The 13,606-nt window shown below is 69.1% G+C and carries 13 protein-coding genes and 3 pseudogenes; 3 read left to right on the top strand and 13 right to left on the bottom strand.

Annotated features, from left to right (window positions below):
* Window positions 1-113: 113 nt before the first annotated feature.
* Window positions 114-517, top strand: a pseudogene (locus IEY79_RS34560) (helix-turn-helix domain-containing protein); the annotation flags it as partial.
* Window positions 518-1,091: 574 nt separating this feature from the next.
* Here IEY79_RS34560 and IEY79_RS34565 read toward each other — a convergent pair.
* The 7 genes from IEY79_RS34565 to IEY79_RS34595 form a co-directional block, all read right to left on the bottom strand.
* Window positions 1,092-2,099, bottom strand: a complete 1,008-nt coding sequence (locus IEY79_RS34565; RefSeq protein WP_229701381.1) for an ABC transporter substrate-binding protein — start codon at window positions 2,097-2,099, stop codon at window positions 1,092-1,094.
* A 32-nt stretch (window positions 2,100-2,131) separates the two neighbouring features.
* Window positions 2,132-2,905, bottom strand: coding sequence for an ABC transporter ATP-binding protein (locus IEY79_RS34570; protein ID WP_189111627.1), 774 nt, complete (start codon window positions 2,903-2,905; stop codon window positions 2,132-2,134).
* Window position 2,906: 1 nt separating this feature from the next.
* The gene (locus IEY79_RS34575; protein ID WP_373292685.1) at window positions 2,907-3,962 is read right to left on the bottom strand and encodes a FecCD family ABC transporter permease; all 1,056 of its coding nucleotides are present in this window, start codon (window positions 3,960-3,962) and stop codon (window positions 2,907-2,909) included.
* A 62-nt stretch (window positions 3,963-4,024) separates the two neighbouring features.
* Window positions 4,025-5,074, bottom strand: coding sequence for a pyridoxal-phosphate dependent enzyme (locus IEY79_RS34580; protein WP_189111628.1), 1,050 nt, complete (start codon window positions 5,072-5,074; stop codon window positions 4,025-4,027).
* Entirely contained in the window at window positions 4,995-6,089 is a 1,095-nt protein-coding gene (locus IEY79_RS34585; RefSeq protein WP_189111629.1) for a GHMP family kinase ATP-binding protein, read from the bottom strand. Before IEY79_RS34585 ends, IEY79_RS34580 begins: the two co-directional genes overlap by 80 nt.
* Window positions 6,086-6,940, bottom strand: coding sequence for a Rossmann-like domain-containing protein (locus IEY79_RS34590; RefSeq protein ID WP_189111630.1), 855 nt, complete (start codon window positions 6,938-6,940; stop codon window positions 6,086-6,088). The genes IEY79_RS34585 and IEY79_RS34590 overlap by 4 nt, the downstream gene beginning before the upstream one ends.
* Window positions 6,937-7,674, bottom strand: a complete 738-nt coding sequence (locus tag IEY79_RS34595) for a class I SAM-dependent methyltransferase (RefSeq protein ID WP_189111631.1) — start codon at window positions 7,672-7,674, stop codon at window positions 6,937-6,939. Before IEY79_RS34595 ends, IEY79_RS34590 begins: the two co-directional genes overlap by 4 nt.
* Window positions 7,675-8,024: 350 nt before the next feature.
* On the opposite strand from IEY79_RS34595, the gene IEY79_RS34600 reads away from it, so the two are divergent.
* Window positions 8,025-9,311, top strand: a complete 1,287-nt coding sequence (locus tag IEY79_RS34600) for an MFS transporter (RefSeq protein WP_229701382.1) — start codon at window positions 8,025-8,027, stop codon at window positions 9,309-9,311.
* Window positions 9,312-9,503: 192 nt separating this feature from the next.
* On the opposite strand, the pseudogene IEY79_RS37725 reads toward IEY79_RS34600, so the two are convergent.
* From IEY79_RS37725 to IEY79_RS34615, 4 genes and pseudogenes are all read right to left on the bottom strand, one after another.
* Window positions 9,504-9,628 (bottom strand): annotated as a pseudogene (locus IEY79_RS37725) (MerR family transcriptional regulator); the annotation flags it as partial.
* 849 nt (window positions 9,629-10,477) lie between these two features.
* Window positions 10,478-10,678 (bottom strand): DUF6766 family protein, encoded by a 201-nt coding sequence (locus tag IEY79_RS38260; RefSeq protein ID WP_308426715.1) that lies wholly within the window; start codon window positions 10,676-10,678, stop codon window positions 10,478-10,480.
* The gene (locus IEY79_RS38265) at window positions 10,675-10,848 is read right to left on the bottom strand and encodes a DUF6766 family protein (protein ID WP_308426716.1); all 174 of its coding nucleotides are present in this window, start codon (window positions 10,846-10,848) and stop codon (window positions 10,675-10,677) included. The genes IEY79_RS38260 and IEY79_RS38265 overlap by 4 nt, the downstream gene beginning before the upstream one ends.
* Before the next feature lie 159 nt (window positions 10,849-11,007).
* On the bottom strand, window positions 11,008-11,154 hold the full coding sequence (locus IEY79_RS34615) for a hypothetical protein (RefSeq protein WP_189111633.1): 147 nt from the start codon (window positions 11,152-11,154) through the stop codon (window positions 11,008-11,010).
* A 487-nt stretch (window positions 11,155-11,641) separates the two neighbouring features.
* On the opposite strand from IEY79_RS34615, the pseudogene IEY79_RS34620 reads away from it, so the two are divergent.
* Window positions 11,642-12,032: pseudogene (locus tag IEY79_RS34620) on the top strand (VOC family protein).
* Window positions 12,033-12,089: 57 nt separating this feature from the next.
* Here IEY79_RS34620 and IEY79_RS34625 read toward each other — a convergent pair.
* Together IEY79_RS34625 and IEY79_RS34630 are read right to left on the bottom strand one after the other, a co-directional pair.
* Window positions 12,090-12,626: a cysteine hydrolase family protein gene (locus IEY79_RS34625; protein ID WP_189111634.1), complete on the bottom strand. Its 537-nt coding sequence runs from the start codon at window positions 12,624-12,626 to the stop codon at window positions 12,090-12,092.
* A gap of 193 nt (window positions 12,627-12,819) precedes the next feature.
* Window positions 12,820-13,605, bottom strand: coding sequence for an Fpg/Nei family DNA glycosylase (locus IEY79_RS34630; RefSeq protein WP_189111672.1), 786 nt, complete (start codon window positions 13,603-13,605; stop codon window positions 12,820-12,822).
* Window position 13,606 lies beyond the last annotated feature (1 nt).

Below are 13,606 nucleotides of genomic sequence, written 5' to 3' on the forward strand. Positions count from 1 at the left end.
CATCAGTCAACTCATGACGTCTCACCACGACTTACCAACGACCAACAGACTTTGCGGACACGCCCTAGGACTGCGCCGCACCGGAGGTCTTCGCGTCCCACCGTAATGCCCGGTTGACCGTTCATGGCAGGCGGTTGCTGGTCGACCGCGTCCGTTCCGGGCGGCCGGTGGCGCATGTCGCCGCCGAGCTGGGTGTTTCACGGCCCACCGCTCACAAGTGGGTGCGCCGGTGGCGGGCCGAGGGCGCACCCCCGCCACCGTCGAAGAACAGGTCTGCGAGCTGAGGCGGTCCCGCAAGCTCGGGCCCGCCCGGATCGGCCCGGTCCTGGGCCTGCCCGCCTCCACCGTCCACCGCATCCTGACCCGCCACGGCCTGCACCGCCTCGCCCGGCTCGACCGGCCCACCGGCACCGTGATCCGACGCCACGAACGCGACCGCCCCGGCGAACCGATCCACATCGTTGTGAAGAAACCCGGCCGGATCCCCGACGGTGGCGGCCACAAGGCCCTTTGGCGGGACGCCGGTCAACCGATCCGCGTTCAGCCCGAACGGTCGACTGCTGGCCAGCACGGCCGATGAGGCACCGTCCGACTGTGGGACACGGCCGATGTGCGCGAGTCAGCTGCGCTGGCCCCCATGAGCGCGCCCCCAAGGCCGATCAGGCCGACCAGGCTTTCGGTTTCCACGTGAACGATTTTCCTGGATCGCGTGGTTCGCTGAGAGCGATTCCCTCAACTGGTCACATCCACAGCTGGGTTTGGTCCACCAACCGCACGCCGCGCAGTACGCGTGTACACGGGCAGCTATGCGCCCGGCGATCTTCCGTCCTCACGCACACGGGTTCTCCTTTATCTCCGCCACGAGGGTCTCAGCTCGTCGGTGCTCCCGGCCCCGGCGGCCCGGGTTGCGGAGACGACAGCGCCCCGCCGTGCGACGCGGTACGAGCGGTCTTCTGCTCGGACGGTGTGTCCTTGGCGGTGTGGCGGTAGCGCGACGGTCAGGTACCCCGCCCCTCCACTTGTGTGCGTTGTCCCGGGGCGTCCCGGGCATGTGGATACGCCCCAGTGCTCCGGATCGGCCCCCATGGCGGTCAGGGATTCAGCGAGGTAAGGTATGACGCGAATTTCTCCAGGCCGTCGATGTTCCGAGGTCCGCTGATGCCCTCGTTGTAGTCGAGGACGAAGAACTGGTTCTTCCGCACGGCGGGCAGTGCACTTGTCAGAGGCGACGCCTTGAGGAAGTCGATCTTCTCCTTCGCGGGCTGGTCTCCGTAGTCGAGGATGATGATCACCTCGGGTTCCGCCTGAGTGACCGCTTCCCAGTTCACCTGGGTCCAGCGTTCGTTGAGGCCGTCAAAGATGTTGCGGCCCCCGGCGGTCTTGATGATGTCGTTCGGCGGGACCTGGCTTCCGGCCGTGAAGGGCTGGTCCATGCCCGAGTCGTAGAGGAATACCGGGAGTGGGTCGGCCGCCGGCGTGGGCGCCGTCGCCCTGACCGCGTTCACGCGCTTCTTCAGCCCGTTGACGACCTCGGTCGCCTTCTCCTCCACGCGGAAGATCGCGCCGAGCCGTTCGAGGTCGGTGTAAAGACCGTCGAAGGGAGCGGTCTTCTCGGGGAAGCCGGGGTAGTTGTAACAGCTCTCGGCGTGCATGAAGCTCTGGATGCGGAGCCTGTCGAGGATCTCGGGCGTGATGCCGCGCTGCTCGCTGAAGCCGGAGTTCCAGCCGGCGACGACGAGATCGGACTTCTTAGATACGACGAGTTCCTTGTTGAGGAGGTCGTCGCTGAGCATTTCGACCTTGGCGTACTCGGCGGCCCAGGGTGATTCGCTCACCGGCGGGTTGGCCGGGGGCATCACGTAACCAAGTACGTGGTCGGTCAGACCGAGGCTGAACAGCTTGTCGGCGCTGCCGCCTTCGTAAGCGACGGCTCTCTTCGGGACGGTGTACGGGACGGGTTCGCCACATCGCCGCACCATAACGTCGGCGTCGGCCTTCGGGTCGGTGTCGATGTCGGCACCGCAGCCGCCGAGCAGGAGGGCGACGGTCAGGGCCGAGCCCAGACGGGCGGGGCGGCGTATCGCGGGACGTGAGGACATTTTCGTCTCTCTCTTCATGGGGCTGATCGGAGTCATAGGTGTGGGATGAGTGCGTACAGCAGTTGCGGATCACCGGTGCGCGGATGGCGGACGACATCGGCGCGGACGCCGAACACCTCCCGGAGGAGTTCGGCGGTGAGGGCCTCCTCGGGGGTGCCGGAGGCGACGAGGCGTCCGTGGGAGAGGACGGCGAGCCGGTCGCAGGCCGCCGCCGCCAGGTTGAGGTCGTGCAGGACCACCAGGACGGTCGGGCCCAATCCGCGCAGCAGGGAGAGCAGTTCGATCTGGTGGCGGACGTCGAGATGGTTGGTGGGTTCGTCCAGGACCAGGATCTTCGGCTCCTGGACCAGGGCGCGGGCGACCAGGACGCGCTGGCGTTCGCCGCCGGAGAGGGTCAGGATCCCCCGGCGCGCGAGGTGGCAGATGTCGAGCCGGGCCATGGTGCCGGTCACCAGGTCCCGTTCTCGTGCGCTCAGGTTCTGGTTGCCGCGCAGGTGCGGGGCTCGGCCCAGGGCGACGACCTCCTCGACCGTGAAGTCGAGTTCGACGGTGCTGTCCTGGGTCATGGCGGCGACGGCCCGCGCGCTTTCGCGCAGGGTCAGTGAGGCGAGGTCGAGCCTGTCGACCAACACTGTCCCGCAGGTGGGTTTCAGCGCGCGGTAGACGCATCGCAGGGCGGTGGACTTGCCGCTGCCGTTCGGGCCGACGAGGCCGATCACCTGGCCGGACCTGGCCTGCAGGGACAGATCCCGCACCAGGGTCTTGCCGTCCAGGGAAAACGTCACGCGGTCAAGGGTGAGTTCCATGTCAGCGGCCTCCGAAGAGATAGCTCTTGCGGCGCATCAGGGTGATGAAGACCGGTACTCCGACGAGCGCGGTGATGACGCCGATGGGCAGTTCGCGGGGGGCGGCCAAGGTGCGGGCGATCAGGTCGGCCCACACCATGAACACTGCCCCGGCCAGGGGCGCGAGGGCCAGGACACGTGCGTGTCCGGCGCCGGTCAGCAGGCGTACGAGGTGCGGCATGACCAGTCCGACGAAGCTGATCGCGCCGCTGACGGCGACCATGACTCCGGTGAGAAGGGAGGCGAGGACGAGCAGGGATCGCCGCTGGCGGTCGGGGCTGATGCCGAGGCTGACGGCGGTCTCGTCGCCGAGTGCCATGACATCCAAGGAACGGCTCCGCCGGTGCAGCACCGCGATGCCGAGCAGGACGGTCGCGGTCACGACCGGCAGGACGGACCAGCTCGCCGCGCCGAAGCTGCCCATCGTCCAGTACAGGACCGTGCTCGTCGCTTCGCTGGTGGGCGCGAGGTAGATGATCACGCTCATGACGGCCTGGAGTCCGAACGAAACGCAGACGCCCGTGAGTACGAGTCGCAGCGGGGAAAGCGCGCCGCCGCGCGAGGAAGCGAAGTACACCAGGAAGGAGGCGAACAGCGCGCCCGCGAATGCTCCGCCCGAGACCGCGTGCAGACCCAGCCCTGCAAGCCCCCCGGAGACGGTGACGCCGACCGCGCCCACTGCGGCTCCGGAGGAGACGCCGAGGACGAACGGGTCGGCAAGCGCGTTGCGTACCATCACCTGGACGGCGACACCGACTGCGCTCAGCCCGGCGCCCACCAGAGCCGCGAGCAGCACGCGCGGGGTGCGGATCTCCCAGATGATCTGGTAGGTCGTGATGTCGACGGCCGCGACCTCGCCTCCGGTGAGCGCCGCCCACAGGAAGCGGGCGGTGTCGGCGGGAGGGACCGGCGCCGGGCCCAGGCTGATGGCGAGGAGTACTGATCCCGAGAGCAGTACGGCGAGGGCCGCGCACGTGGCCGCGACGGCCGCCGGGCGGTGGAGCCGTCCCTCGGGCACGGCGGCCGGAATCCCGGGGCTACTGGTCTCCGGGACCTCTGTGGGCGTGAGGTTTCGGAGTATCAACGGGTTGGCCGTTCCGTTGAGTTGGTCTTCAGGGGCGGGCCACCGGCCGGTTGCGGAGCGGGGGCGCGGTTCCAGTCCATCCGCGACCAGGGGTGGGCGAGATCGTCGAGAGCGGCCACGGTGCGCGGAGTGAGGGCATCGGCCTGCTGCGCTGTGTGATGGCGTGCGAAAACCGAGTCTGTGTAGCGGTGGCCGGTGTCGGCGGCGATGAACACGAAGGTTCGCCCGGGGTCTTGGTTCCGTTCCCACCGGGCGGTGAGGTAAGCGGCTCCCGTGGAGAGTCCGGCGAACACGGCGTACCGGCGCAACAGGTCGACGCTGCCGGCGAGGGCGCTGCCGAAGCCGAGCCAGTGCAGGGTGTCGTACAGGGAGTGGTCGACATTGGCGAAAGGGATGGAGCTGCCGATCCCGGCGATGATGATGTCGGGGTCGGGCACGCGGTCGCTGCCGAAGGTGACGCTGCCGAAGGGCTGGACGCCGATCAGGCCGACGCCGGGTGAATTTTCCCGCAGCCGGCGGGCCAGCGATCCCGTCGAGGCCCCGGATCCGACTCCGCCAACCACGCTGAGAGGGCCGGTGCCGGTCTCCTGGTGGACGCGATCGGCGATAGCCCGGTAGCCGAGATAGTGGATGTCGTCGTGGTACTGACGCATCCAGTGGTACTCGGGGTGCCGGGCAAGTATCTCGCCGATCCGGGCGACTCGTCGCCTCTGGTCGAGCTTCAGGTCGTCGCTGGGGTCCACCTGCTCGAACTCCGCTCCCAGTACGGCGAGTTGGGTGCGCAGGGTGTGGTCCACGGTCGTGGAGCCGACGATGTGGCAGCGCATGCCGTAGCGGTGGCAGGCCAGGGCGAGGGCGTAGGCGTAGATGCCGCTGGAGCTGTCCAGCAGGGTGTCGCCGGGCCGTACGGCTCCGGTGGCGAGCAGGTGTCGTACCGCCGCCATGGCGGACACGACCTTCATGGACTCAAAGCGCAGACAGACGAGACCTTCGTCCAGGTGAATCAGGTCCGGCCGTCCGATCGCGTCGGCGATGTGCTCGTCCATGGCGGGACTCCTCGGTGGTCGTGACGGCGGTGTTGGGAGTGAAGGAGGTGATGGACGCGATGGGCTCAGCGGGCGTGTGTGTCGTGAAGGTGCGGGTCACGGGAATGCCGTCGCGGTCCAGTGCGCTCACACAGCGGCGGAGGCGGGCTTCGAGGTCCGTGGCGGCGGGGTCGAAAAGCAGCCCGGCCACGCAGCCGCTGTGCGCGATCTGCACTCCCACGGCCCCGGTGCGCTCGGCGACGCGCGTCAGACGGTCGAATTCCGGCTGGCGCAGCACCCGTTGGGCGCGCCGCGCGCTCTCGGTACTGACGTGCCCGAGCAGCCGGGTGTCCTTCTCGGCGAGTGCTCGCCGCAGCAGCGAACGCAGCCGCTCGTAGGCGCGCACGTCGTCGTCGCCCCGGGCCGGAGACGGCAGGGCAAGGGTGTCGACGGGCCGCCCGGCGCCCAGCGCGCAGCCGACCACCACCGCGGGCGGCAGCGCGTCGCCGAGTACTTCGAGGATCCGGCCCTCCCGCTGGGCGAACAGCAGAGGCCGGCCGTCGAGCATCAGAGGGTCGGACGCCCGCTCCGCCCGTACGGCGATACGGGCGACGGTCCGCGAGGGCAGCCGCAGTCCGCAGGCGTCCGCGACCGCGCGTACGGCGGCGATGACATCGCTGCTGGAGGAGCCCATCCCCAGTCCCACCGGGACATCACCGCTGAGCCTCAACTCCAGTCCGCCGAGGGGGGTCTGGGGACGCCGCAGGCGGCACTCCCGCAGGGCGAGTACCGCGGCGCGCAGGGCTTTCGTCCGGTCGGGCGGGTTGACCGAGTGGCTCCCGGGCGGGGCGTCCGGGCGGAGCACGGCGTCGGCGCGGGTTCCGAGGCCGGTCAGCGGCAGGGTGACCAGGGCGGCGCGCCGTCGGCCTCGGGCGTCGAGGAAGACGCCTTGCAGAATCTCGCCGTGGTGGCAGCCGGCGTAACCCGTGCCCGATGATGTGCGGCCATCCCCATCGAGCGTATGGACATCGGTCATACGTCGTCCTCGGCAGTCGCGCGGTAGCGGTAAAGGGTGGTCGGCTCGGCGCTGAACTGGGAGAACGGGAACGGCTCCGCGGACAGGGCGGTGACGCCCGATCCCAGGAAGGCCCGTGCCACCGCGCTGCCCGTCTGGGCGTAGACGATCAGCGGCACGGCGCGTTCGCGGCAGCGGGCGAGGACGGTGTCGAAGGTGCCGTTGCTCAGCGTCATTCCGGTGGCGATCACAGCGTCGGCTTCTCCCAGCATCGTCTCCGTGCTGTCGCTGACGGGGTCTCCCCACTGGGTCGTACGGAGATTGAAGTCGCAGGGCAGCGGGACACCACCGCGCTCGCGGATCGCGGCGACCAGCGGGTTGACCACGCCGATGAGCCCGACCTTCGCACCCCGCGCGACGTCCAGCAGACCGGCCACGGCCGTGTCCCGGACCTTGGCCCGGATCTCCGGGGTTCCTGCGGGCAGCGGTACCCGTTCGGCGCCTGCCGTCCGGAGGTGCGGCTCGGCCTCGGTGAGATACGCGTCGAGGGCGGCGATCCGGATCGGCCGGGGAGCCTCTCGCAGCAGTACGTCCAGGGGCGCCCCGGACGCTTCGCGGCAGATGCCGGGGTCGACTTCACCGGCTTCGAAGGCGCAGGCGCCGAACGATCCGCCCAATCTGATCAGGACGTACTGGTTGAGATAGGTGGCGTCGCCGCCGGCGAGGCGTGTGCCGTGGTGGATCCAGAACGCGCTGGTGGCCGTGAGGCCGGCGGGGTCCGGTCCGTGTGCTCCCGCCAGGACATCGGACATCAGCTGGTCGACACTGCGGGGACGGGGACGGAGCCGGGTCGGGGACGTTCGCCCGGTCATGACCGGCCTCCCCGGGTCAGCCGGAACAGGAAAGTCAGGACGCCGTCCCGCCAGTCGTGGAGATGGTCGATCTCGACGGTGAACCCCTGGTCCAGGGCGTCGCCCACGATGGTGGGCAGGTCGGCCGTGTTGGAGACGATGAGGAAGACCTCACCATTCTCGGCCAGCAGATCGCGGTCGCGGATCTGCCTGAAGAACCGCGCCAGTAGGGGCGCGCCCACGCAGACGTTGCGCACCACGTCGGGGTCCTCGCTGACTCTCCGGCTGACAGCCGGTGGGTTGAAGGTGATGACGTCCAGCCGCACCCCCGGAGGCAGGCTGCCGAACATGTCGCCCACCAGGGGAACGAAGGCGGTGCCCTCGCGCGATCCGACCAGCCGCTCGTAGTGGCGGGCGGCGGTGCTCACGCTCTCGGCGTGGACGTCGAACGCGTAGATCTCCTGGGCTCCGCGGACACCTGCGGCGACGGCTTCGACTCCCAGCCCGGCACCCATCGCGCCGTACCTGCGCCCGCGCACCTCGATCCGGCCGTCGAGCAGCCGCTCGTGGATCATCCTGCTGGTCGCCCCCGGCAGGAAAACGCCCGGCGGGGCCTCGAACTCCCAGCTCTCCCAGGTGTAGGCGCGCGTGGTGTGCAGATCGGATTTCGGCTGGTTGAGAGCGATGATTCGCGCTTCGGGAAGGGGCGGCGGAAGCTGTTCCAGCAAAGCGGGTCCGGTCGCGGTCGGGTCCATCAGGTCTCCTTGGCGCAGCGGCTGTGAGCGGCTGGATCGTTCTCATCAACGGGTGGGGCGACTGCCGACTCGGCCTGGACGGAGGGGTGTTGGCGGCCGGGCGGGTTGCGGCGTCGGGTGGCGGCGGATATCGGGGTTACGGGACAGATATGGCCAAGCCCCCGGCGAGGAAGGGCGAACCAGTCCGCACTATAACGATAATCGTTTTCATCTTGCTACCCTTGGGCGTCCGCGAGCGGCCGGGCCGCTCCGTACACCGCCGCCGTACGACGTCACGAGGCCCGCCCTGGCGGGCAATTGACCATGGCGGAGCCATAGCAACCGACTCCCGATGTCAGGAGCGTCACACCGTGCCGAGCGCACCCAGCGCGACAGATCTCGCCAAGTCCGCCCCACCGCCGAGGCGTTCCGTGCTGCGGGACACCGCCTTCCTACGGCTGTGGTCGGGGGCCACCGCCTCGGGGCTCGCCACGTGGGCTCTGCCGTTCGTGCTCGGCCTCGCCGTGCTCGACCGCGCACTCTCGCCCGCCGCACTCGGCCTGCTCCTGGCCGCCCGTACCATCGGCTTCCTCGCCGCGGTCCCCGTGGGCGGGGTGCTGGCGGACCGGCACTCGCGGCGCGGAGTCGTCCTGTGGTCGGGACTGGTGGCCGCGGCCTCCGCCCCGCTGCTGGCCGCCGGACTCGGGCGCTCGCTCCCCCTGATGGCGTTCGCCGCCGCGCTCGCCGGAGCCGGGCAGGGCGCCTGCCGGCCCGCCTTCCAGGCGCTCACGGCAGAGGTCGTCGACGCCGGGCGCAGGCAGCAGGCCAACGCGGCTATGACCCTCTCGGTCCGGGTCAGCACCCTCGCGGGACCCGCCCTGACCGCCCTGCTCGCGGTCGTCCTCAGCACCGGGGCGCTGCTCCTGGGGATCGGCGTGCTCTGGCTCGCCGCCGCGTTCGTCCCCGGGCGAAGGACACCGGGCACACAGGGCACGCCAGTCGCGCCCGCCAACGCACACGAACGCCCCTCGTTCCTGGCGGAGTTCGCGGACGGAGTGCGTGAGGCGCGCAGGCACCCCTGGTTCCTTGCGACACTCGCCGCGCTCACCGCCGTCATCGCCACCGGATACTCCGCCACCGGAGTCGCGCTGCCCCTTGTCAGCCGGGACCGGTACGACACCGGCGTGGTCCTCGCGGCGGCCACCACCGCCTACACCGCCGGAGCCCTCGCCGCCGCGCTGCTCATCGCCCGCTGGCGCCCGCCTTCCCAGGGATGGGCCGCCCTCGCGGGACTGGCCGCCTACGGCTTCGCACCCCTGAGCCTTCTCTTCCCGGTGCATCCCACGGCCGTCATCGCCGCCTACGCCATCGCGGGAGTCGGGATCGAGCTCTTCAACGTCCCCTGGTTCACAGCGACCCAGCGTGAGGTGGCACCGGACAAACTCGCCCGCGTCTCGTCCCTCGACTTCATGCTGTCGTACGGCCTCGCGCCGGTCGGCCTCGCACTCATCGCCCCGGCGATCGACACCTTCGGCCCACGCGCCGTACTCACCGTCTGCGCACTGACCTGCTTCGGGGCCCCGACCGCCGCCGCACTGGTCCCCAGCGCACGCCACTTCTCCCGCCGGCGCTCGCCGACCGAGGGCCCGACGGCCTGAACGTAGGCGTCGTCAGGGGCGGGGCACTCAGTCGTCGTCCACGGGGTTGCCCTGGGGCCGTGCACTGTCGGACACCGACCGGCACATCTACACCGTGACAGTGGTCCTGGGCGCTGCCACGGTCGGGGCCCTGGTGGGACCGGCGGCACTGCATCGCATCGGTGAAGCGCTCATGATCTGACACCCGTTCTTCAGGAAAGCCTCGCCGATGGCGCGGAGGAAGGCGGGTGTGGTGCCGAGGATCTCGGCGGCCGGCCCATGGTGTAGGCGGGGTAGTCGTCGTCGTCGAGACGGCCGAAGGAGTCGTCTGCTGTCATCGCACCTCTCTCGTGGAACACGTTGGAGGGGCCCTGGTGCCGTACGGCACCAAGGCCCCGAAGGAACTGCTACACCATCTGCCGGCCCTGTTACTGCGCCGACCTTCTGTGTCCGCACGACCGTCCGGGAGAGGACGGGCACTGCGGGGATCGCGGTTGCTTGACCGGAGACCACCTCACTATCGATGTCCTGCGGTACCCGAGCTCACTGTTTCCACCCGGGCGATCCTGATGGCGCTCGGCTCCTCCGTTCTTCCCTCTGGGATCAATCACTTGCCTACTGCCGGTACTGCGCACTGCTCTGTACTACTGGTGATGCGAACCGCTGGTGACCTTGAGGAAGCGTCACTCTCCGGCAGCCAGCCCCGTCGCCCGTCCTGCGTCTGCTCTGGCTTCGGAACTCCACCAGCACCGACCTGCACTTACGTGTACTGCTACCGGCAGTTCATCTCTGCCGGGCCTGCTCGACCTCTTGGCTACAGGCAAAACACTAACCCCAGCAAGCCGCAGATGTCTACTCCGGCCATGACAGATTTTCTGCGAGGACTGGCAACGAAGTCCTGTCGTCCACAAGCCCGGAAACTGCACCGGAGCGGGGTGTGAGCACCGCGGGAGCACGACAATCCGGCGAGAGGGCTGATGGCGCCGAACGGCGACCCCGGTGCTCGATCCGCGGATCAAAAACGGTCTCCACCCGGACGTCCCTCTTGCCCTGCCAGGTCAGTGCGCGCATGTTCCGGCTCCCTCGGTGTGCTGTCCCGGTTCCGTTCGCGGTGCCTCGGTGTCCCCGTCGGCGGCTTCGAGTACCCACCCCGCACGGTTCAAACACCCGTAAAGCCCCCGGAAGACTCACCCCTCGACGCCGGTGGCGTCGTGCGGGGCGCCGACGGGTTGGGACTCCGGAGAGCCACGCTGGCGCAGGTAGACGGAGAGGAGGGCCATGGAGGCGACAGCAAGAAGCTCGGACGGCCAGTTCTGCAGGCTCCTGCTCCAGGAGTCCGCGGAGACCATGTACTCGGACCAGCCGATGGGGCCCTGGAGCTGCCTCAACTACTGCTCGTTGTAGGCGGCGACGCGAAGAAGCCGACCTGTGTGAGCCCGTCCGCGGCGAGCCGGTTGTTGAACTCGGCGCAGCCGGCGACCGCCTGACCTGCCAGAGCGAGCAGGAACGCGATTCCGAAGCCCAGGCTTATGCCGTTGTCGCGTACGAAGCAGCGCACGCCGCGCAGACTCGCGGCAGCACCTTCGGTACAGCTCGGCACCGCGTGTGGGGGGCGGCGGTGCGGCGCCGGTCATCGCTGCATCAACCCCACCGCGAGGAGGTAGGCGAGACCGCCCAGGACGACGGTCAGGCAGATCGCGAACATGGTGCACACGCGTCAGCCTCCTTTGACCGAACACCGGTAGGGGTGGCCGGGGTGGGGCTCGCACCCGGCGGGGACGACCTTCCAGCCGTCCGGGAACTGCGACAGGAACAGCGTGTCCGACACCAGTACGGCACGGGCCTGGCGCCCGAAGACGTCCACGTGACGTACCGTGCCCCCGGCCGGGAGGTCTTGAGCGCCGATGGCGCGGGCGCAGGTCTTCTTCTCCGAGTCCTCGACCTCATCCCGGGGTCTCCGGGCCCAGCGCCGCGCGAGCCGCCGCCGGGTCGCCCGCGTCCAGTCCGCCTCTAGCGGCAGCGACGCTCCCCAGTGCGCTCGTGGGCCCCGCCGCAGGCAGTCAGACAGAGCAGAAGAAGCGCCGACGTGCGACGAGTACCAGTGTGACGCGTAGTTCTCGGCTCATACCGGTCCCCTCTCCCGCAGGCACACGTAGCGCGCCGTGGTGGGCTGCCGCATAACCGGAACCACGGCGGACACGCCTGGCCCTCGCATCTGAATCGCAGTTCTCGGTCGATCGATCACCTCACGGATGCCCACCGCCCCGGGTGCGTTCTCAGGCGCGTCAACCGTTCGCCGCCGGGCAAGCCGGTCCCCAGATGCCAGAGCGACCCCCGAAGGAGGGCTTCTCGTGCTCAGGCTTGGTTTCCCGGTGATCGGCGTGGTGGACATCCCCCGTGCCGTGGCCTTCTGGACCTCGGCCCTCGATCTCGTGGCCACCACGGAGTGGCAGAAGGAGACATGGCGGACGCTGGACCACGCGGACGGATCCGGCAGAGCGCTGGCCCTGATGCGCAGCGAGTCGTCGGCATCCGCCCGTCCGCGGATCCATCTCGATCTGCTGGTCGACACCACCGCGGAGCAGACGGCGGAGGGTGGAACGCCTCATTGCGCTGGGCGCCGACAGGGCCGCCTGGGAGTATCCGCCGGCGCCGCATTTCGCCCTCCTCACCGACCCGGACGGAAACGCGTTCTGCGTCGTCGACCTGAGCCGATCGCCCAGCGGCAGCCACCCGGAATAGCTGCCGGGCGGTGACAGGCCCCGAACTGAAGCCGTCCCAACCGGGCAGCACCAGGAATCAGAACTCTACCGAGACGGTGTTCAGGAGGGTGACGTTCATGTTCCGTTCCATCATCCGGAGGGCGGCGTCGGCCAAGTCCGAGTGGATGTGGGCGACGGCATCACGCGGCACGGTCACCCGCAGATGCCGGATGTGCGCGTCCAGTGCCGAGTAGAGCACGCACTGTTCGGTGACCTGGCCGCAGAGAATCACGTGATCGACGTTGAGCTGGGACAACAGGAAAGACAACGGTGTTTCGTAGAAGATCGAGTGCCGCGCCTTGATGACGAAGAGGGAATCGTCTCCCGGCCGCAGGGGTTCGACCAGATCGGCATGGGGGCCCGCGAGCGCCGTATCGACGATCTCGCCGTGGTGGGAACGCCACTCGCCGAAGTTGTCGTTGACGTAGATGATCGGCACCTTCCGGCGCCGGGCCTCGTCGATCAGTCGCGCGATGCGAGGAACGGCCTTCTCCGCCGACGGTACGAGGAGGCCGGCGTCGGGGTGATCGTAGGTGTTGATCATGTCGATCACGATCAGCGCGGACTGCTTCATGATCTCCATGGTGCCGCAGCCTTCCCCGTCCCGCTTCCCGGTCGCGGACGCGTTCGGGGCCGGGCACTCAGCCGTCCGCGGGATTGCCCCGGTGCCGACGGGGCGGAGAGGCAACGCAAACCCACCCGTGCTTTGCCACCACCGGGGCTGCCGCCGAACATCCCGGCTTCCGGGCCACACATCAAGAGAGAATTCAGGACACCTCAGGTTGGCACCGCGGGCACCACACGGTGCCGCGCCCCCCGATACGGCCTCTGTGCAACGACTCACCGCAGCGCGGGCACGGAGCACCGGCTGCGTCACGGTGTCCCGTGAGCCACGTATTTCTCGGCGGCACGCGACCTGCACGTATCGCGGAACGCAACGTACGGCGCATTTCGGTATACAGATGGTCTTGTTCTTCACGGGTGAGCCCGTTTGCCTTCCGGGCCGGGTTCAGCCGGGAACGCCAAAGGATCTCGTCGACCAGGAGATTGCCCAGACCGGCCAGCGCCGACTGATCGAGGAGAGCCTGCTTGACGCTGCCACGCCGCCCGGACAGCAGTGCCTCGAAAGCGGTGGGTGTCACCTCTGTGGCGTCAGGTCCCTGATCGTGGAGCATCCGGGTGACGCCCGGCTCGTCCAGCAGCCAGAGCCCCTTGAGCTTGCGCTGGTCCCGGTAGCGGAGCTGCCGGTCGCCGGTCAGCGCGAACACGACACGGTCGTGGCGGTGGAGCGGGTCGTCCGGTCCGGAGCAGAGGAGTTGTCCGGTCATTCCGAAGTGCAGTAGGACCGTAGGGCCGTCGGTCCGGGCAAGCAGCCACTTCCCATGCCGCTGGGGCTCGGCGAATCTCCGGCCCTCCAGATCACGTCGCAGCCCTCGTCCACTCACCCCGTGTAGGACACCCGTGTCGTACACCTCGACTCGTTCGATCCGCCTGCCCACAGCGCAGGAGACGAGTACCTTTCGGAACGCTTCGACATCGGGCAGCTCAGGCAAG

This window comes from Streptomyces camponoticapitis (assembly GCF_014646115.1).
GTDB classification, from domain to species: domain Bacteria; phylum Actinomycetota; class Actinomycetes; order Streptomycetales; family Streptomycetaceae; genus Streptomyces; species Streptomyces camponoticapitis.

What these genes read in the sequence shown, in the direction of transcription:
- IEY79_RS34565 (WP_229701381.1), bottom strand. Translation starts at nt 2,099, where the DNA reads ATGTCCTCACGTCCCGCGATACGCCGCCCCGCCCGTCTGGGCTCGGCC.
- IEY79_RS34570 (WP_189111627.1), bottom strand. Translation starts at nt 2,905, where the DNA reads ATGGAACTCACCCTTGACCGCGTGACGTTTTCCCTGGACGGCAAGACC.
- IEY79_RS34580 (WP_189111628.1), bottom strand. Translation starts at nt 5,074, where the DNA reads ATGGACGAGCACATCGCCGACGCGATCGGACGGCCGGACCTGATTCAC.
- IEY79_RS34585 (WP_189111629.1), bottom strand. Translation starts at nt 6,089, where the DNA reads ATGACCGATGTCCATACGCTCGATGGGGATGGCCGCACATCATCGGGC.
- IEY79_RS34590 (WP_189111630.1), bottom strand. Translation starts at nt 6,940, where the DNA reads ATGACCGGGCGAACGTCCCCGACCCGGCTCCGTCCCCGTCCCCGCAGT.
- IEY79_RS34595 (WP_189111631.1), bottom strand. Translation starts at nt 7,674, where the DNA reads ATGGACCCGACCGCGACCGGACCCGCTTTGCTGGAACAGCTTCCGCCG.
- IEY79_RS34625 (WP_189111634.1), bottom strand. Translation starts at nt 12,626, where the DNA reads ATGAAGCAGTCCGCGCTGATCGTGATCGACATGATCAACACCTACGAT.